The sequence below is a fragment of the Clavibacter sp. CT19 genome, assembly GCF_027858075.1.
GTDB lineage: Bacteria > Actinomycetota > Actinomycetes > Actinomycetales > Microbacteriaceae > Clavibacter > Clavibacter tessellarius_A.
In genome coordinates this window covers 76,180-95,048 of sequence record NZ_JAQHYR010000007.1, presented here as the reverse complement: position 1 = coordinate 95,048, position 18,869 = coordinate 76,180, and the positions used below count along the sequence as shown (strand labels likewise).

At 72.5% G+C, this 18,869-nt stretch carries 14 protein-coding genes, 2 pseudogenes and 1 riboswitch; of the genes and pseudogenes, 15 read left to right on the top strand and 1 reads right to left on the bottom strand.

The window, feature by feature from the left end; all coding sequences use genetic code 11:
- Nucleotides 1-21: 21 nt before the first annotated feature.
- Entirely contained in the window at nucleotides 22-516 is a 495-nt protein-coding gene (locus PED38_RS09900; protein WP_063070624.1) for an NfeD family protein, read from the bottom strand.
- A 184-nt stretch (nucleotides 517-700) separates the two neighbouring features.
- Between PED38_RS09900 and PED38_RS09895 the strand changes: the two genes are divergently transcribed.
- The 15 genes and pseudogenes from PED38_RS09895 to PED38_RS09825 all read left to right on the top strand — a co-directional run bounded on the left by PED38_RS09895 (nucleotide 701) and on the right by PED38_RS09825 (nucleotide 18,703).
- On the top strand, nucleotides 701-961 hold the full coding sequence (locus PED38_RS09895) for a hypothetical protein (protein WP_063070625.1): 261 nt from the start codon (nucleotides 701-703) through the stop codon (nucleotides 959-961).
- A 191-nt stretch (nucleotides 962-1,152) separates the two neighbouring features.
- Nucleotides 1,153-2,505 (top strand): ABC transporter substrate-binding protein, encoded by a 1,353-nt coding sequence (locus PED38_RS09890; protein WP_063070626.1) that lies wholly within the window; start codon nucleotides 1,153-1,155, stop codon nucleotides 2,503-2,505.
- Nucleotides 2,502-3,515: a carbohydrate ABC transporter permease gene (locus tag PED38_RS09885; protein WP_270981041.1), complete on the top strand. Its 1,014-nt coding sequence runs from the start codon at nucleotides 2,502-2,504 to the stop codon at nucleotides 3,513-3,515. The genes PED38_RS09890 and PED38_RS09885 overlap by 4 nt, the downstream gene beginning before the upstream one ends.
- Nucleotides 3,512-4,480, top strand: coding sequence for a carbohydrate ABC transporter permease (locus tag PED38_RS09880; protein WP_063070628.1), 969 nt, complete (start codon nucleotides 3,512-3,514; stop codon nucleotides 4,478-4,480). Before PED38_RS09885 ends, PED38_RS09880 begins: the two co-directional genes overlap by 4 nt.
- 134 nt (nucleotides 4,481-4,614) lie before the next feature.
- Nucleotides 4,615-7,683, top strand: a complete 3,069-nt coding sequence (locus PED38_RS09875; protein WP_270981040.1) for a glycoside hydrolase family 2 TIM barrel-domain containing protein — start codon at nucleotides 4,615-4,617, stop codon at nucleotides 7,681-7,683.
- Between the two features lie 111 nt (nucleotides 7,684-7,794).
- The gene (locus PED38_RS09870; RefSeq protein ID WP_063070630.1) at nucleotides 7,795-9,081 is read left to right on the top strand and encodes a D-arabinono-1,4-lactone oxidase; all 1,287 of its coding nucleotides are present in this window, start codon (nucleotides 7,795-7,797) and stop codon (nucleotides 9,079-9,081) included.
- A 113-nt stretch (nucleotides 9,082-9,194) separates the two neighbouring features.
- Nucleotides 9,195-9,464, top strand: a complete 270-nt coding sequence (locus PED38_RS09865; protein WP_063070631.1) for a mycoredoxin — start codon at nucleotides 9,195-9,197, stop codon at nucleotides 9,462-9,464.
- Nucleotide 9,465: 1 nt separating this feature from the next.
- Nucleotides 9,466-9,714: pseudogene (locus PED38_RS09860) on the top strand (maltokinase N-terminal cap-like domain-containing protein); the annotation flags it as partial.
- Between the two features lie 154 nt (nucleotides 9,715-9,868).
- Nucleotides 9,869-10,924 (top strand): phosphotransferase, encoded by a 1,056-nt coding sequence (locus PED38_RS09855; RefSeq protein ID WP_270981039.1) that lies wholly within the window; start codon nucleotides 9,869-9,871, stop codon nucleotides 10,922-10,924.
- Between the two features lie 50 nt (nucleotides 10,925-10,974).
- Nucleotides 10,975-13,140: a S9 family peptidase gene (locus PED38_RS09850; RefSeq protein WP_270981038.1), complete on the top strand. Its 2,166-nt coding sequence runs from the start codon at nucleotides 10,975-10,977 to the stop codon at nucleotides 13,138-13,140.
- Between the two features lie 266 nt (nucleotides 13,141-13,406).
- Complete coding sequence (locus tag PED38_RS09845; RefSeq protein ID WP_270981037.1) at nucleotides 13,407-13,532, top strand: hypothetical protein; 126 nt, start codon at nucleotides 13,407-13,409, stop codon at nucleotides 13,530-13,532.
- Nucleotides 13,533-13,571: 39 nt separating this feature from the next.
- Nucleotides 13,572-14,309 (top strand): annotated as a pseudogene (locus PED38_RS09840) (Abi family protein); the annotation flags it as partial.
- Nucleotides 14,310-14,429: 120 nt separating this feature from the next.
- Nucleotides 14,430-14,521: riboswitch (TPP riboswitch) on the top strand.
- A complete protein-coding gene (thiM, locus tag PED38_RS09835) occupies nucleotides 14,512-15,339 on the top strand; it encodes a hydroxyethylthiazole kinase (protein ID WP_270981035.1) in 828 nt (275 codons plus the stop codon). It overlaps the preceding riboswitch by 10 nt.
- On the top strand, nucleotides 15,336-17,663 hold the full coding sequence (locus tag PED38_RS09830) for a bifunctional hydroxymethylpyrimidine kinase/phosphomethylpyrimidine kinase (RefSeq protein ID WP_270981033.1): 2,328 nt from the start codon (nucleotides 15,336-15,338) through the stop codon (nucleotides 17,661-17,663). Before thiM ends, PED38_RS09830 begins: the two co-directional genes overlap by 4 nt.
- A gap of 152 nt (nucleotides 17,664-17,815) precedes the next feature.
- Nucleotides 17,816-18,703, top strand: coding sequence for a cupin domain-containing protein (locus PED38_RS09825; protein WP_063070635.1), 888 nt, complete (start codon nucleotides 17,816-17,818; stop codon nucleotides 18,701-18,703).
- Nucleotides 18,704-18,869 lie beyond the last annotated feature (166 nt).

Genomic DNA, 18,869 nt, shown 5'->3' with positions numbered 1-18,869 from the left:
CTCTCGTTGGGACGGGTGCTGCTAGGTGAGGGGGTCCGCGTCCGCGGGCGCGTCCGGCTCGACGTGCACCCGGAACCCGTCCTCGGAGACGACGCGGATGCGGGTGCCGACGGGGAGGCGCTCGTCGCTCGTGGCGAGCCGGCGCTCCAGCTCGCGGATGTGCTCGAGACGCACCTCACCGCCCGCGGAGGACGTGGGCGAGGTGACGACGCCGACCATCCCGACGGGCGAGTACGTGCCGCCGCTCTCCTGCTTCGCGACGAAGCGGACGGTGAGCTGCACCACGACGAGGGCGACGAGCGCGAGGGCCACGGCGATCGCGATGGCGCCGCCGGAGCCGATGCCCGCCTGGTCGGCGAGCACGCCGCCGACCCCGTAGATGGCGAGGGCCGCACCGAGCGCGACGCCCGAGACGAGGCCGTCGCCGCCGCCGATCGCGTCGAGCAGGTCGCCGAGCACGATGCTGGAGAGGAGGAGCAGGAGGCCGACGGCGCCGACGACCACGAAGACGATCACGCGGGGGCTCCGGGGCAGGCCGCCGCGGGCGAGACGTGCGCGCCGTCGTGGTGCGTGGTCATGCGGGGCCGATCTGCCGTGTGCGTGTCCCTCGAACGTACCGGGTGATCCGCTCCGCGTCGCGTCCTCGTCCGGGGGCCGCTCGACGCCCTATGCTCCGCGTCGCCGCGCGTAGCCTCGGGAGGTGATCCTCCTGTTCGGCACCCGCGCCCGCGACGCCCTCATCGTGATCGTCACGTTCGCGTGCCTCCGCTGCGGCGTGGCGAACCCCCAGCGCGTGCTGCACCGCACCGTCCGGCTCACGGCGTTCCTCGTGCCGCTGATCCGCCTCCGCTCCACCTACCGCGTGGTCTGCCCGCACTGCGGCCTCGAGACACGGCTCACGAAGGACCAGGCGATGCACGCGCTCGAGTGGGCCGTGCGGAACCGCGGCGCGCGGCGCTGACGCGCGCCGTCGACCCGCCGTCCGCCGCGAGCACCCGAGCGCCCGCGCCCCCGGACGGGGTGCTCCCGGACACCGCCCGCCGCGCTCCCAGGAATCCCGACCACGGGTTAGGAATAAGTTTCGCCCGCCGCCTAGAGTGGCGAGTGGCGCCACGCGCCGATTCCATCGACGACGACGGAGGGGATGCGACGATGCATTCGATCAGCAGGAGACAGGCTCTGGGGGTGGGGGCCGCCGCCGCGGGCACGCTGGCCCTCGCGTCCTGCTCGGCACCGGGCGGGAGGCTGGTCAACTCCGACCCGCCGATCCCGGCAGCCGCACCGGGCGAGAAGGTCACGCTCACGTACTGGGCGTGGCTGAAGGACCTGCAGAAGGTCGCCGACGTGTGGAACGCGCAGAACCCGGACATCCAGGTCGAGGCCGTGTGGATCCCCGGCGGCAACGCCGGCGGCTACAACAAGATGTACTCGGCCATCACCGCGGGCGGTGGCCCCGACATCGGCCAGGTCGAGCTCCGGCAGCTCCCCGAGTTCCTCCTCGCGAACGGGCTCGTCGACCTCACCCGCTACGGCGTCGAGGAGTACGAGGACCGCTACGACGAGGCGCTGTGGAAGCAGGTCAGCTTCCAGGACGGCGTCTTCGGGATCCCGCAGGACTCCGGCCCCATGGCCTTCTACTACCAGCCCGAGCTCCTCGACCAGGTGGGCGGCCAGCCGCCCGCCACGTGGGACGACTGGGCCGCCATCAGCGCCGAGGTCCGCAAGACCGGCGCCGGCAACTACCTCGACTGCTTCCCCGTCTCGGACGCCAGCGTCTTCACCTCCTACGCGACGCAGGCCGGCGCGAACTGGTTCCGGATCGACGGCGAGCGCTGGGTCGTCGATATGCTCGACGACCGCACGAAGGAGGTCGCCGCGTTCTTCGACAAGGCGATCGACGACGACGTCGTCAACACGACGTACACGGCGTACTCGCCGCCCTGGTACGCGGCCGCGGCCGACGCGAAGATCTTCGGCGCCACGAGCGCCAGCTGGGGCGACGCCCTCATCCAGTCGGTCTCCGGCGCGGAGGGCAAGTGGCGCGTGGCGCCCATGCAGACGTGGTCCTTCGACGGGGCGTACGGGTCGAGCTACCTCGGCGGATCCACCGCGGCCGTGCTCGCGAACAGCAAGCACCCGGTGGAGGCGCTCAAGTTCATGACCTGGATGACGACCTCGCCCGAGGGCATCGACGCGATGATCGAGAACTCCGGCATCGGCTGGTCCCCGGCGACCGACTACATCGGTGCGGCCCGGCAGGAGCCCAGCGCGTTCTTCGGCGGCCAGAGCTACAACCAGGAGGTCTTCGTCCCCGCGGCGAAGGAGCAGAACCTCGACTGGACCTGGTGCCCGCTCACGCAGTTCACGCTGAACACGCTGCAGGACGAGTTCCGCCGCAAGCTCACGAGCGGCCAGACCCTCGTCGAGTCCCTGCCTCTCGCGCAGGAGGCCGTGATCGAGGCCTTCCGCAACAAGGGGCTCACGGTCGAGGCGGCGTCCGCATGAGCGTCGACACGCGGCCCGCGGGCTCGCGCACCGCCGTCCGTCCCACCCGCGCCCCGCGCTCGGGGGTCAGCCGGGGCCAGCTGAAGAAGTCGCAGACCATCGCACCGTGGGTGCTGCTCGCGCCGTTCCTCGCGGTCTTCCTGCTGACCTTCGTGCTCCCGATCCTCTACGCCGTGTTCCAGTCGTTCACGACCGTGCGCCGCGAGGGCCTCTTCGGCGAGCAGGGCGTGACCACCGCGTTCGCGGGGCTGGAGAACTACGTGCTCGCGCTCCAGAACGACGCCTTCACGGCGTCCATCGGTCGGGTGCTGCTGTTCGGCATCGTGCAGGTGCCGGTGATGATCATCCTCTGCACGATCCTCGCGCTCCTGCTCGAGTCGGCGTCGGCGAAGTGGCCCCAGTTCTTCCGGGCGGCCTACTTCATGCCGTACGGCGTCCCGGGCGTCATCGCGACGATCCTGTGGGGCTTCCTCTACATCCCGGGCCTGTCGCCCATCATCGACATCGGCGAGATGTTCGGGGTCCAGCTCGACTTCCTCGGCGCCGGCACCGTGCTGTGGTCCATCGCGAACATCGTGACCTGGACCTACACGGGCTACAACATGCTCATCATCATCGCCCAGCTGAAGTCGATCCCCGGGGACGTGTACGAGGCCGCGCGCATCGACGGGGCGGGCGCCTGGCGCACGGCCTTCTCGATCCAGCTGCCGCTCATCCGGCCGGCGCTCGTGCTCGCGAGCGTCTTCTCGATCATCGGCACGCTGCAGCTGTTCGCGGAGCCGCAGGTGCTCAGCACCTCGGCGCCCGCGATCGACTCGCAGTACACGCCGAACCTGTCGGCCTACACGACGGCGTTCGCGTACAACGACTACGGCGTGGCCGCGGCGCAGGCCGTCATCATCGCGCTGGCCGCGTTCGTGCTGTCGTTCGTGTTCCTCGGCATCACGAACCGGAAGCCCAAGGAGGAGCGGGAAGCCGCCGCCGCGAAGAAGAAGGAGGCGCGCGCATGACCGCCACGGAGATCCGACCGACCACCGGCGAGGGCGCCGGGGACAAGGCGGAGCAGAAGCGCCTCGCGCAGGCCGCCGAGGCGAAGGTGAGCCGGCCCTCCAAGGTCGGGAAGACGAACGGGGCGGGCACGAAGCCGGCCACGCGGATCCTCGTCACGGCGATCCTCACGCTCGTCGCGCTGTACTTCCTCGTCCCCGTCTACTACATCGTGGTCGCGGCCACGAAGACGACGGCCGACCTGTTCAGCACCAACGGGTTCCTGTTCGCGAACATGAACCTCTGGCAGAACCTCACGATGGTGTTCACGTACGACGACGGCATCTTCGTGCGCTGGTTCATGAACTCGGTGCTCTACGCGGGGGTGGGTGCGCTCATCGCGACGTACTTCGCCGCCGCCGGCGGGTACGCGCTCGCGAAGTACAGGTTCAGGGGATCGAACATCGTGTTCGGCACCATCCTCGGCGGCGTGCTCGTGCCGGGCACCGCCACCGCGCTGCCGCTGTTCCTGCTCTTCAGCAGCATGGGGATCGCGAACACGTACTGGTCGGTGCTCATCCCGTCGCTCGTCTCGCCGTTCGGCCTGTTCCTCTGCCGGATCTACGCGCAGGCGTCGGTGGAGGACGCGGTGATCGAGTCGGGCCGGATCGACGGCGCCAGCGAGCTGCGGATCTTCCACACGCTCGCGCTCCGCTCGATGACGCCCGCGCTCGTGACGGTGTTCCTCTTCCAGCTCGTCGGCATCTGGAACAACTACTTCCTGCCGCTGATCATGCTGGCCGACGACAAGCTGTACCCGATCACGCTCGGCCTCAACAACTGGCGCAGCCAGGTCGACCGGCTGCCGGAGTTCTACCAGCTGACGACGGGCGGTGTCCTCGTCTCGATCATCCCGCTCATCATCGCGATGATCGTGCTGCAGAAGTTCTGGCGGGGCGGTCTGACGGACGGCGCGGTGAAGGGCTGACCCACCCGCGCACGGATCCGGGCGGCCGGGCAGGGCGACCTCCCCGGCCGCCCGCGCATTCGGCGCGGCGCCCCCGGACCCACGATGATGGATGAGCGGCACGTCGCCGCCCCCGCCCACGCGCAAGGAAGCCCATGACGCACGCCCTCCCCTACTTCGAGGACTTCGCCCCCACGACGGGCCCCGCCCGACGTCCCCGTTCCTGCCTGCACTCCGACGCCCCGCGGATCGTGCTGAACGGCGACTGGCGGTTCCGCCTCTCCCCCACGCCGCGCGGCCTCTCCGACGAGATGGCCGACCCGGCGTTCGACGACTCCGGCTGGGACGAGATCCCCGTGCCGAGCCACTGGGTGCTCGGCCAGGACGGCCGCTTCGGCCTCCCCGCCTACACGAACGTGCAGTACCCGTTCCCGGTCGAGCCGCCCTACGTGCCGGACGAGAACCCCACCGGCGACTACCGCGTCGAGGTCGACGTGCCCACCGACTGGGAGTCGCTCGAGCGCGTCGTGCTCCGCTTCGAGGGCGTCGAGTCGGCCTTCAAGGTGTGGCTGAACGGCGACGAGGTGGGCACCGCGATGGGCTCGCGCCTCTCGCACGAGTTCGACGTCACGCAGTTCCTCCGCCCGGGCGTCAACGTGCTCGCCGTGCGCGTGCACCAGTGGTCCATCGCCAGCTACCTCGAGGACCAGGACCAGTGGTGGCTGCCCGGCATCTTCCGCGACGTCACCCTCCTCGGCCGCCCCCAGGGCGGGATCGACGACGCGTGGACCCGCGCCGAGTACGACCACGAGACGGGCGCGGGCACCGTGCACGTCGAGGTCGACGCCGAGCCCGCCGCGTTCCCCGTCACGTTCGAGGTGGAGGACCTCGGGATCCACGTCACCTGGGACACGCCCGACGACGTCGCCCCCGTGCACGTCGACCGCGTCGAGCCGTGGAGCGCCGAGAGCCCCACGCAGTACCAGGGCTTCCTCCGCACCAACGTGGAGGCGCTCTCCATCCGCCTCGGCTTCCGCACCGTGCGCATCGAGGGCGACCGCTTCCTCGTCAACGGCCGCCGCGTGGTCTTCCACGGCGTCAACCGTCACGAGGCCCACCCCGAGCGCGGCCGCGTCTTCGACGAGGAGCACGCGCGCGCCGACATGCTGCTGATGAAGCAGCACAACGTCAACGCGATCCGCACCAGCCACTACCCGCCGCATCCGCGCGTGCTCGACCTCGCCGACGAGCTCGGCTTCTGGGTCATCGACGAGTGCGACCTCGAGACGCACGGCTTCGAGTTCGGTGGCTGGGTCGGCAACCCCAGCGACGACCCGCGCTTCGCCGACCACTACCTCGACCGCATCGAGCGCACGATCGAGCGCGACAAGAACCACCCCTCCATCGTCATGTGGTCCCTCGGCAACGAGGCGGGCACCGGCCGGAACCTCGCCGCCATGTCGGCCTGGGTGCACCGCCGCGACCCCGGCCGCCCCGTGCACTACGAGGGCGACTACACGGGCGAGTACACCGACGTCTACTCGCGCATGTACTCGAACCTGCAGGAGACCGAGTCCATCGGCAGCGACGCGATCCCGGGCGACCTCCTCGGCTGCACGCCCGGCGAGGGCATGCGCCAGCGCACCAAGCCCTTCATCCTCTGCGAGTACGTGCACGCCATGGGCAACGGCCCCGGCCAGATCGGCGAGTACGAGGACCTCGTGCTGCGGTACCCGCGCCTCCACGGCGGGTTCGTGTGGGAGTGGCGCGACCACGGCATCCTCACCGAGACCGCGGACGGCGAGGCGTTCTACGCGTACGGCGGCGACTTCGGCGAGGTCGTGCACGACGGCAACTTCGTGATGGACGGCATGGTCCTGCCCGACGACACCCCGACGCCCGGCCTCGCCGAGTACAAGGCCGTCGTGCAGCCCATCGCGTTCCGGCTCGAGCGGGAGGGCGGATCCGCGTCCCTCGTCGTGGAGAGCCGGTACCACTCGATCTCCACGGCGCACACGAGCCTCGTCTGGGTGCTCGCGGTCGACGGCGACGACATCGCCACGGGCGTCCTGGACGCCGAGCCCGTCGCGGCCGGCGACACCGTCCGGATCCCGCTGCCGGCCGACGCGCTCGACGCCGGCGACCCCGCGGCCGGCGGCACCGAGGGCTCTGCGCCCGAGGTGTGGCTCACCGTGCAGGCGATCCTCCGCGACGACGAGCCGTGGGCCGAGGCCGGCCATGTGGTCGCCGTCGACCAGTTCGACCTCACGCCCGCGCCGCGCCCCGCCGTGCCCGCCCGCTGGCTCGACGCCGACGAGGAGACGTACCCCGCGTCCGGTGCCACGCGCCTCACCCTCGGCGACGGCGAGTTCGACCTCGCCACCGGCCGCCTCGTGCGGCTCGGCGGCCTCGAGGTCGACGGCCCGCGCCTCGAGCTGTGGCGCGCGCCCACCGACAACGACCGCAGCGACAGCAGCGGCTCCTACGAGCTGGCGGATCCGCGCCTCACCTTCGGGAAGGGCGTCCCCGGTCCGTCGAGCGAGGCGCGCTGGCGCCAGGCCGGCCTCGACCGGTTGACCCACCGGGTCCGCTCGGTGAAGGTCGGATCCGGCTCGCTCACGGTCGTCGTGCGCACGAGCGCGGCGCAGTCGTTCGACTCGGTCGACACGACGTACTGCTGGACCGAGGGCGCCGACGGCGCGCTGGACGTGCGCGTCGACATCGTGCCGAGCGCCGGCTGGGCCATCACCTGGCCGCGCGTCGGGATCCGCATCGACCTGCCCGCGAGCGTCACGAACGCGGAGTGGTTCGGCACCGGCCCGTTCGAGTCGTACCCCGACTCGCGCCGCGCGGCGCTCGTCGGCCGGTTCTCGTCGCTCGTCGACGACCTGGGCGCCGTGTACTCGCGGCCGCAGGAGACCGGCCACCGCAGCGACCTGCGCGAGCTCGAGCTCGGCACGTTCGACGGCGAGCGCGGCATCGTGATCGAGGCCCGGCCCGACACCGCGGGCCGCCGCCCCGGCTTCACGGCCTCGCGGCACACGCCGCAGGAGCTCGACCGGGCGGCGCACCCGCACGAGCTGCCCGCCAGCGAGGCGGTGCACCTGTACATCGACGCCGCGCAGCACGGGCTCGGCTCGCGCGCGTGCGGACTCGACGTGCTGCCCGAGCACCAGCTGTGGCCCTCGGCCCGCACGCTGGAGCTCACCCTCCGCAGCCGCTGACGCGGGAGCGGGACCGGGTCGCCCGTCCGGGCGGCCCGGCGCACGCCCTCCTCCCCCGAGGGCGAGCAAGCTGGAGACGACGGCGTCCGATGGCGGGCGCGAGGAGGACGCATGACCGACACCACCGAGCAGGGCACCGCGGGCACCAACTGGGCCGGCAACTACGCGTACCGGGCCCGGGAGGTCCGCACGCCGACGAGCGTCGAGGAGCTGCGGACGATCGTCCGCGAGGCGACGCGCATCCGCGTCCTCGGCTCCCGCCACTCGTTCAACGACATCGCCGACTCCGAGGTGCTGGTCTCGCTCGCCGAGCTGCCGGCCGACCTCGTGATCGACCGCGACGCCAGCACCGTCACGTTCTCCGCGGGCCTCGCGTACGGGAAGCTCGCGGAGCTCCTCGGCGAGGAGGGCCTGGCGATCCACAACCTCGCGTCGCTGCCGCACATCTCGGTCGGCGGCGCCATCGCGACGGCGACCCACGGATCCGGCATCGGCAACGGCAACCTCGGCACGGCCGTCACGGCGCTCGAGATGATCACGGCCGACGGCGAGACGGTCACGTACCGCCGCGGGGACGACGACTTCGACGGCGTCGTGGTGGGCCTCGGCGCGCTCGGCGTGGTCACGCGCGTGACGCTCGACGTGGAGCCCGCCTACCTCGTGCGCCAGCGCGTCTTCGAGGGGCTCAGCTGGGACGCGTTCGACGAGAACCTCGAGGACGTGTTCGGCGGCGCGTACAGCGTCAGCGTCTTCACGCGCTTCGGCGAGGCCACCGACCAGGTGTGGCTGAAGAGCCGCGTGCAGCTCGGCGTCGACGGCCAGCCCGAGGACGAGGTCGTCATGGCCGACTACTTCGGGGCGCCCGCCGCGACGGAGGAGCGCCACCCGATCCTCGGCATCGATCCGGTGAACAGCACGTCGCAGCTCGGGGTCGTCGGCCTCTGGTCCGACCGCCTCTCGCACTTCAAGATGGGCTTCACGCCGAGCGACGGCGAGGAGATCCAGTCGGAGTTCCACGTGCCGCTCGACCGGGCGGTCGAGGCCGTGCGGGCGCTGCGCGACATGGGCGACCGGATCCGGCCGATCCTCCTCGTCTGCGAGCTGCGCGCCGTCGCCGAGGACAGCCTCTGGCTGAGCCCCCAGAACGGGCAGGCGACCATCGGCCTGCACTTCACGTGGAAGCGCGACCAGGAGGCCGTCGAGGCGCTGCTCGTGGAGCTCGAGGCGGCCATCCGGCCCTTCGGCGCCCGCCCGCACTGGGGCAAGGTCTTCACCGCGACCGCGGCCGACATCGCCCCGCTGTACCCGCGATCGGGCGACTTCCTGGCCCTCGCCGAGCGCCTGGATCCGACGGGCAAGTTCCGCAACGCCTGGTTCGAGCGCTCGCTCCTCGGCTGATCCGCATCCGCCGCTGACCGGGACCGCACCCGGGATCCGCGACGCGCCGACGCCCGCGTCCGCGCGCCGCGGATCCCGGGTCGGCGCGGAGAACGGCGCGTAGGGTGAGCAGCATGTCGCCCGAGACCTCCTCCTACGTACCTGCCCCCGGGCGGATCACGATGTTCTCCACCACCTGGTGCGGCTACTGCCGCCGGCTGAAGTCGCAGCTCGACCGCGCGGGCATCGGCTACGACGAGGTGGACATCGAGCAGGTGCCCGGCACCGCGGAGCTCGTGGCCGCCATCAACGGCGGCAACCAGACCGTCCCCACGGTCCTCTTCCCGGACGGCTCGTCCGCCACCAACCCGTCGCTCGCCGACGTGACCGCGAAGGTGGCCTGACATGCAGCACCACGACCTCAGCGAGATCCCCGACTTCCTGGCCGCGTGGATGCGCGAGCAGCGCTGGTTCGCCTCCAAGGGCACCGAGCCGCGCCTCGAGCGCATCGGCGGCTGGAGCTTCAGCGACGAGGGCTGGTTCGCCCGCATCGAGACGCACCTGATCATCGACCACGGCAGCGCGAAGCCCGTGCTGTACCAGGTGCCGCTCACCTACCGGCAGGCGCCGCTGGAGGAGCTGAAGCCCTTCCACATCGGCACCACCGTCGAGGACGACGGCGTCGAGCTGCACGTCTACGACGGCCCGCACGACCCCGCGTACGCGTCGCACGATCCTCGACGACCGCGAGGCCGACGTCGACGAGACCTCGCTCGGCGCGACCGCGCGCGGCCAGCGCCAGCCGGGCGTGGAGATCGCGACCGTCGTCGGATCGCACGTGCTCTCGGGCGAGCAGTCGAACACGTCGATCATCTACGACATGGTCTCGGCCGACGGCCAGGCCATCAACCCGATGATCGTCAAGGTGTTCCGGGCGCTGCACCACGGCGAGAACCCGGACGTCGTGCTCCAGTCGGCCATCGCGGGTGCCGGATCCCGGCTCGTGCCGCAGACCATGGGCAGCGTGCTCGCCGAGTGGAGCGACTCCGGCCGCGAGGAGGGGCGCGCCATCGGGCACGTCGCCTTCGCGCAGGAGTTCCTGCCCGGCGTCACCGACGCCTGGCGCGTCGCGCTCCGCGCCGCCGAGGCCGACGCCGACTTCCAGGCCGAGGCCCGTGCTCTCGGCGAGGCGACCGCCGACGTGCACGCCACGCTCGCCGCCGCGCTCCCCACCGTCGAGGCCACGCCCGACGTCATCGAGGGGATCATGGTCAGCTTCCGCCGCCGTCACGCGACGGCCGAGCGCGAGGTCCCCGAGATCGTCGCCTTCCACGACGCCATCGCGAGCGTGTACGACGCCGCCGAGAAGGGCGTGTGGCCGAAGCTGCAGCGCATCCACGGCGACTACCACCTCGGCCAGGTGCTCTCGGTGCCGAACCGCGGCTGGGTCCTCCTCGACTTCGAGGGCGAGCCGCTCCGGCCGATGCACGAGCGCTCGCTGCCCGACGTCACGCTCCGCGACGTCGCCGGCATGCTCCGCTCGTTCGACTACGTCGCCGGCTCCTACGCGCTCGCGCACCCCGGCAAGTCGGCGGCCGCATGGGCGTCCGCCGCCCGCCGCGCGTTCGTCGACGGCTACATCGCCCGCTCGGGCACCGACCTCCGCGCGAACCGGGCCCTGCTCGACGCGTTCGAGATCGACAAGGCCGTCTACGAGGCGATCTACGAGGTCCGCAACCGGCCGGGCTGGCTGTCGATCCCGCTGCAGGCCGTCGCGCGCCTCGCCACCCGCTCGAGCACGCTCGGGGCGGCGACCACGCCGGGCTCGACCGGGCCGCGCGAGGCCGGGCCGATCAGCTCCTGATCCGCGGGGACGGCCGGGCTCCGGTCGTCCCCCGTCGGTAGGCTGGCGGGATGACCGACCCCGCCGTCCCGGCCGTCTCCTCCCCCGCATCCGACTCCCCCTCCAGCCCTCCCGTCGCGGACCAGCGCCCCCTCGAGCGCACCTTCCACGGCGACACGTTCGTCGACCGGTACGAGTGGCTGCGCGACAAGGACGACGCCGACGTGATCGCGCACCTCGAAGCCGAGAACGCGTACACGGACGCGGCGACCGCGCACCTGGAGCCGCTGCGCGAGGCGCTCTTCACGGAGATCAAGGACCGCACGCAGGAGACCGACCTCTCCGTCCCCGTCCGCGAGGGCGACTGGTGGTACTACGCGCGGACGGTCGAGGGCTCGCAGTACGCGATCCGCTGCCGCCGTCCCGTCGCCGGTCCCGACGACTGGACCCCGCCCGTCATCGAGCCCGCGGCCGATGGCGCCGCGACGCCGGGCGAGCAGATCCTGCTCGACTCCAACGTGGAGGCCGACGGCCACGACTTCTTCTCGCTCGGTGCGTTCGAGGTGAGCCCCGACGGATCGCTGCTCGCCTACTCGACCGACACCGAGGGCGACGAGCGCTTCACGCTCAGGATCCGCGACCTCGCGACCGGCGAGGACCTCGCCGACGAGATCCCCGGCACCAGCCACGGCGCCACCTTCTCGGCGCACGGCGACCACCTCTTCTACGTCACGGTCGACGACGCCTGGCGCCCCGACACCGTGTGGCGCCACCGCGTCGGCACGCCCGCGACGCAGGACGTCAAGGTGTTCACCGAGCCCGACGAGAGCTTCTTCGTGGGCTTCGGCATGACCCGGAGCCGCCAGTACCTCGTGATCGAGGTCGGGTCGAAGATCACCACCGAGGTGCTGCTGCTCGACGCCGGCGATCCCACGGGCACGTTCCGGCCGGTCTGGCCGCGCCGCCACGGCGTCGAGTACGACGTCGACCACGCGGTCATCGACGGATCCGACCGGCTCCTCATCCTGCACAACGACGGCGCCACCAACTTCGAGCTGATCGACGTGCCGGCCGACGACCCGACCTCCACCACCGACCGCCAGGTCGTCATCCCCCACGACGACGAGGTGCGCCTCGAGGACGCCAGCGCGTTCGCCGACCACGTCGTCGTCTCCTACCGCCGCGAGGGGCTCACGCGCGTCGGCGTGATCCCCTTCGACCGCGTCCTCGACGGCGAGCAGCTGCACGAGATCGCGTTCGACGAGCCGATCTACACGGTCGGCACGGCGGGCAACCCCGAGTTCGCGCAGCCCACGATCCGCCTCGGCTACACGAGCCTCGCGACCCCGGCCACGACCTACGACTACGTGCTCGCGACCCGGGAGCTGCGCCTCCTCAAGCAGCAGCCCGTGCGCGGCGGGTACGACCCCGACGACTACGTGCAGACCCGCGAGTGGGCGACCGCGGAGGACGGCACGGAGATCCCGCTGTCGGTCGTCTACAAGCGCGGCCTCGTGCACCCGGGCACGCCCGCGCCGCTCCTGCTCTACGGCTACGGCTCCTACGAGGCGAGCATCGACCCGTCGTTCTCCATCGCACGGCTGTCGCTGCTCGACCGGGGCATGGCGTTCGTCATCGCGCACGTGCGCGGCGGCGGCGAGATGGGCCGCCGCTGGTACGACGAGGGCAAGACGCTCACCAAGCGGAACACCTTCACCGACTTCGTGGCATCCGCCGACCACCTCATCGCGCGCGGGTGGACGAGCCCGGAGAAGCTGGTGGCCGAGGGCCGCAGCGCCGGCGGCCTGCTGATGGGCGCGGTCGCGAACATCGCGCCGGACCGGTTCGCCGGGATCCTCGCGGGCGTGCCGTTCGTGGACGCGCTGACGAGCATCCTCGACCCGTCGCTGCCGCTCACCGTGATCGAGTGGGACGAGTGGGGCGACCCGCTGCACGACCCCGAGGTGTACGCGTACATGAAGTCGTACACGCCGTACGAGAACGTGCGCGAGGGCGTGGAGTACCCACGCATCCTCGCGGTCACGAGCCTCAACGACACGCGCGTGCTCTACGTCGAGCCCGCCAAGTGGACGGCCCGCCTCCGCGAGGTCGGCGCGCCCGTGCTGCTGCGCACCGAGATGCAGGCCGGCCACGGCGGCAAGTCGGGCCGCTACGACGCGTGGCGCGAGCGCGCGTCCGACTACGCGTGGGTGCTCGACGTGGCGGGGCTGGCGTAGGGCTGGACTCCGCGAGATCTCCGCGGCCGCGCTGCCCGCTGTCGGGGCGCGCAGCGCGGCAGCGTCGCAGCGCTTCACGTCGCTGGGGTCACCGCTACTTCCCGCGCTCGGAAAGGGACGCGATGAGGCACCTCTGTGGAGTCCCCAGTCTGATCCGACGGGCTCGTTCCGGCCCAGGAATCGGCTACCATTGAGGCAATCGACCCCCTCCCAAGCCTCTCCACGATGCTCAAATGGGAGGGGCCTTTTTCTTTCCGAGGGGTGCGATGAAGCCCTACCTGTCCTGGCACGATCAGACCGCTCTGATGGTAGGCCGTGGCCTGATCGTGCCCGACGAATCGGACTGCGCCCGGTTCCTGGCGGCGCACAACTACTACCGCTTCTCGGGGTAAGCGCGGTACTTCCAGACGGCTCCCCATCTCGGCGACGACGACTTCGTGAGCGGGACGGCGTTCGACGACGTCCGAGGGGTCTACGTCGCCGACGACGCACTGCGCGATTCTCTCGTCCGGCCGCTCGCTCAGGTCGAGCTCCTGCTGCGGTCGCATGTCGCACATGTCATCGGTCGCGAGCACGGCCCCTATCAGGCGTATCTCGAGCAGGACTTCTACACGGATGTCGGAGGTCGAGAGGCCACCGTCGAGTCCTGTCTCCGGGACATCGACCGCAGCAAGGACCGGCACATCCTCCGCTACCGCGGGCACGCAGGAGAGGACTCCGACTACAGCCGGCTGCCGGTGTGGTCCGCTGTCGAGGCATGGTCGTTCGGGACCCTGTCCAAGGCGATCGAGCGGGGAGCACAAGGAACCCTCGCCGACTCCGTCGCGACCAGCATCGGTGTGGCGAAGGCCGGATTCGCCTATCGCGTGAGGGCCTTCGTCTACCTCCGCAATCGCTGCGCGCATCACAACAGGCTGTGGAATCACTCCATCGTCGATGCCGGACCGACGCCGAACAACGTGCGGACCAAGGCCAAACGGATCGCGGGCCAGTTCGGCCCTCGATCGGTGCTCGACGTGATCGCGTCGCTGGATGACATGATCACCCGCGCCGACGTCGCCGTTCCTCTCCTACCGATGCTGGTCGAGACCCACGAGCGGGAGGGCCGATTCTGGCGGGGTCTGGCTGCGCCCGAAGGGCCGACAGATCACGCAGACGGTCCGAGATGACCGTCTGATTCGTCGTCCCCCGACCGTGGGCTCGCATGACGCATCGACCTCATCGTCGCCTCGGGACGTCTCGGCCTCGCTGCTCGACCCGGCGGGTGCGACGCGTCTCCCCTAGGGTGGATCCCTGACACGGGGTGCCCACGAGGGCTGAGATGAGACCCGTCGCACCTGATCCGGTTCGCACCGGCGGAGGGATGTCACCATGAGCGCTGCGCGCCCATCCATCGACGAGATCACCGGGACGGGGACCGCCTCGGCGGACCTCCTCCACCTGCTGCGGGAGCGCACGCCGCTCGTGCAGTGCATCACGAACGCCGTGGTCACCGGCTTCACCGCGAACGTCCTCCTCGCGCTGGGCGCCGCGCCCGCGATGACGGACGTGCCGACCGAGGCGGGGCCGTTCGCGCGGATCGCGTCGGGGCTGCTCGTGAACCTCGGCACGCCGCACGCGGAGCAGCGGGAGGCGGCCGTCGAGGCGGCCCACGCAGCGCGCGAGGCGGGCACGCCGTGGGCGCTGGATCCGGTCGCGGTCGGCGTCCTGCCGGTGCGCACGCGGCTCGCGCACGAGCTCGTGGCGCTGTCGCCGACCATCGTGCGCGGCAACGCGTCCGAGATCATCGCGCTCGCGACCGGCGGCGCGGGCGGCCGCGGGGTGGACGCCACCGACGAGGTGGAGGCGGCGCTCGACGCCGCGACGCTCCTCGCGCGCACCTACGGCACGGTCGTCGCGGTGTCCGGGCCGGTCGACCACCTCACGGACGGGACCCGCCTCGTGCGCGTGCACACGGGTGACGCGCTCCTCACGAAGATGACCGGCGGCGGCTGCGCGCTCGGCGCGGTGATGGCGGCGTTCGCGTCGACGGATCCGGATCCGCTGCGGGCCGCCGTCGCCGCGACGAGCGTCTACACGATCGCCGCGGAGATCGCCGCGGAGGGGACGCGCGGGCCCGGGTCGTTCGCCGTCGCGCTGCTCGACGCGCTCGATGCCGTCACGCCCGAGCTCGTCGCGCAGCGCGAGCGCCTCTCGTGAGCGCGCTCGACCTCTCCGTCTACCTCGTCACCGACCCCGCCCTGTGCGGCGCGCGCAGCGTGCCCGCGGTCGTGTCCGCGGCTGTGGCAGGCGGGGCGACGGCCGTGCAGATCCGCGACAAGCACGCGAGCGCGGCCGAGCTGCTGGCGACCGTGTTGGCCGCGGCGGACGCGATCGACGCGCACGCGGCCGCGCATCCGTCCGCGCCCCGACCGGTGCTGCTCGTGGACGACCGCGTCGACGTCGTCCTCGCGGCCCTCGCCCGCGGCGCGCGGGTGGACGGCGTGCACGTCGGCCAGTCCGACGTGCCGGCCGACCTCGTGCGCCGGATGCTCGACGCCGCGAGCCCCGACCACCGCCTCGTCGTGGGCCTCACCGCGAACACGCCAGCGCACGTAGAGGCGGTCCGCGCGCTCCCCGCGGGCACGGTCGACTACCTCGGCGTCGGCGTGATCCGCCCCACGAGCACCAAGCCCGACCATCCGGCGCCGCTCGGGCACGACGGGTTCGGGATCATCGCGGGCCTCTCCCCCGTGCCGTGCGTCGCGATCGGCGGCGTCGACGTGGGCGACGTGGCCGCGATCGCGGCGGCGGGCGGCGCGGGCACGTCCGTCGTGTCGGCGATCTGCGCGGCCGAGGATCCGGAGGCGGCGGCGCGCGAGCTGGCGGAGGCGTGGGAGCGGGTGCGGGCGGGCGCGAGCGCGGGATCCGCTGGAGACGCGCGCGCGGCGGAGTCCGACGCGGCGGAGTCCGACGCGGCAGAGCCCGACGCCCCGGCCGCGGATCCCGCCGACGCGGCGAGCGCCGAGCCGGCCGAGGACCCCGCGGCGGGCGACCCGACCCGCGTCCCCCGCGTCCTCAGCATCGCCGGCACGGATCCGACGGGCGGCGCGGGCATCCAGGCAGACCTCAAGTCCATCGCGGCGAACGGCGGCTACGGCATGGCCGTGGTCACGGCGCTCGTGGCGCAGAACACCAGGGGCGTGCGGGAGATCCACGTGCCGCCCGTCGCGTTCCTCCGCGCGCAGCTCGACGCGGTGTCCGACGACGTCGTGATCGACGCCGTGAAGATCGGCATGCTCGGCTCGGCCGCGGTGGTCGACGAGGTGGCCGACTGGCTGCGCGCGGTGCGTCCGCCGGTGGTGGTGCTGGATCCGGTGATGGTCGCGCAGTCCGGCGACGCCCTCCTCGACGCCGACGCGACCGAGGCCCTCCGCCGCCTGCTGCCGCTCGCCGACGTCGTCACCCCGAACCTGCCCGAGCTCGCGGCGCTCCTCGGCGCGCCCGAGGCCGAGGGCTGGGACGAGGCGCTCGCGCAGGGCCGCGACCTCGCGGGTCGCCACGGGGTCCGCGTGGTCGTGAAGGGCGGGCACCTCCGCGCCGACGACTGCCCGGACGCGCTCGTGACGCCGGGCGCGACGTCCGCGGATCCGGCGGTGGACGTCGTCGCCGGGCCGCGCATCGCCACCACCAGCACGCACGGCACGGGCTGCTCCCTCTCGAGCGCGCTCGCGACCCTGCACCCGCGGCGCGGCGACTGGCTGGTCGCGCTCACGGAGGCGAAGGGCTGGCTCACGGGATCGCTCGCGCACGCGGACGACCTCGACGTCGGATCCGGCGCCGGCCCGCTCGACCACCTGCGCGCGCTGTGGGACGCGGCCGGCACGCACGCGGGATCGGTCGCCGCGGAGATGTGGGCGGGATCCGCCGACCTCCGCCGCGAGATCGACGAGCTCGCCTTCGTCCGCCGCCTCGGCGACGGCACCCTGCCCGAGGCGTGGTTCTCCCACTACCTCGCGCAGGACGCGATCTACCTCCGTGCCTACTCGCGCGTGCTCGCGCGGGCGAGCCAGCTCGCACCCACGCCCGACGCGCAGGTCGTGTGGGCGCGGGCGGCTGCCGACGCGATCGCCGCGGAGTCGGCGCTGCACGCGGAGTGGCTGTCGCGGCACCCGGCGCCGATGGTCGCCGGGCCGGTGACGCGCGCCTACGTCGACCACCTGCTCGCGCACGCCGCGTCGAGCGACTACGCGGTGCTGGTCGCGGCGCTGCTGCCCTGCTACACGATCTACGCCGACGTCGGCACGCGGCTCCGCGCGGCGGGCGCGGCGGCGACGGCGTCCGGCGACGCGCATCCGTACGGCGCCTGGCTCGCGACGTACGCGGATCCGGCCTTCGCGGAGGCGACCCGCCGCGCGGGCGAGCTGGTGGACGAGGCGGCCGTGCTCGCGGGTCCCGCCCGGCGCCCGGCGATGCTCACGGCGTCCCTCCTGTCTTCCGCCTACGAGCGCGACTTCTTCCGCGCCCCGGAGGCCCTCGGCTGATCGTCCACCGCACGGGCGCCCGGAGCCTGGGGACGCCCGGCCGCGTTCCCAGCCGCCCCCGCGGGAGGATGCCCGTGCCCCGACGCGACACCGCGCCGGGGCTCCCCGTTCCACGACCCGGGCACCCGCGTGCCCGACAGAGAGGACACCGCATGCGCGTCCAGGCCGAGACCCCCGCCATCACGATGCCCGCCCACCAGTTCACGGGCGAGGTCCACCTCCGCTGGCTCTCCACCCCGCAGACCGCCGACCAGCGCGCGGTTGTCGCGGCCGTCACCTTCGCGCCCGGCGCCCGCAGCGTCTGGCACACGCACGTCCTCGGGCAGACCCTGCACATCACGTCCGGCATCGCCCGGGTGGGCACGCGCGGCGGCGGCGTCGTCGAGGTCGCGCCGGGCGGATCCGTGTACATCGAGGCCGGCGAGGAGCACTGGCACGGCGCCACGGCCCACGCGCCGATGGAGCACATCGCGGTGCTGGAGGACGGCGACGACCCCGTCGCCGCCGTCGGCTGGGGCGAGCACGTGACCGACGAGGAGTTCCTGCAGCCGGCCGTGCCGGCGTCCGTCGCGACGCCGACCGCCACGCCCGCGGCCGGGCACCACGTGCCGCTCGGCACCCCGGTGCTCGTGCACGCGCTGCACTACACGGCGATGTTCGGCCCGAAGCCGTTCGACGAGGCGCTGCTCGTGTACCTCGACAACGGCTCGTACAAGATCCTCTCGCCCGGCGAGGAGCACTACGGCAGCTACGTCTCGGCGGCGGAGACGGGCGTGGAGCCCCGCCACGTGGCGTTCCTGTCCTGGCCGTCGGACGACTGGGAGCGCAACGTCGCGAGCCACACGCTCACGTTCTCGGACGACACGGGCGCCTTCATCCAGTCGCTCGTGCTGCCGGGCGACGCGGTGCCGCGGGCGCAGCACGGCTTCGCCGAGGTGGTCGCGGATCCCGAGCGCGTCGACATGACGGCCTCGTGGGAGCAGCTGCGCGTCACGCACGCCGAGGTGTTCGACCGCCTGCGGGAGCGCGCGCACCGCTGATCGGGTGCTGCCCGCGGAGGCGGGAGGCAGGCGGGTGGCGCGTCCTCGGGGACGCGCCACCCGTGCGTCTACTCGGCGGCGGTCGCGGGATCCGCAGCGGCGCCGGCGACGCATCCGCCCGCCCGGCTACGCTCGGTCCGTCCTCCCGAGGAGACCATGCGCGCCG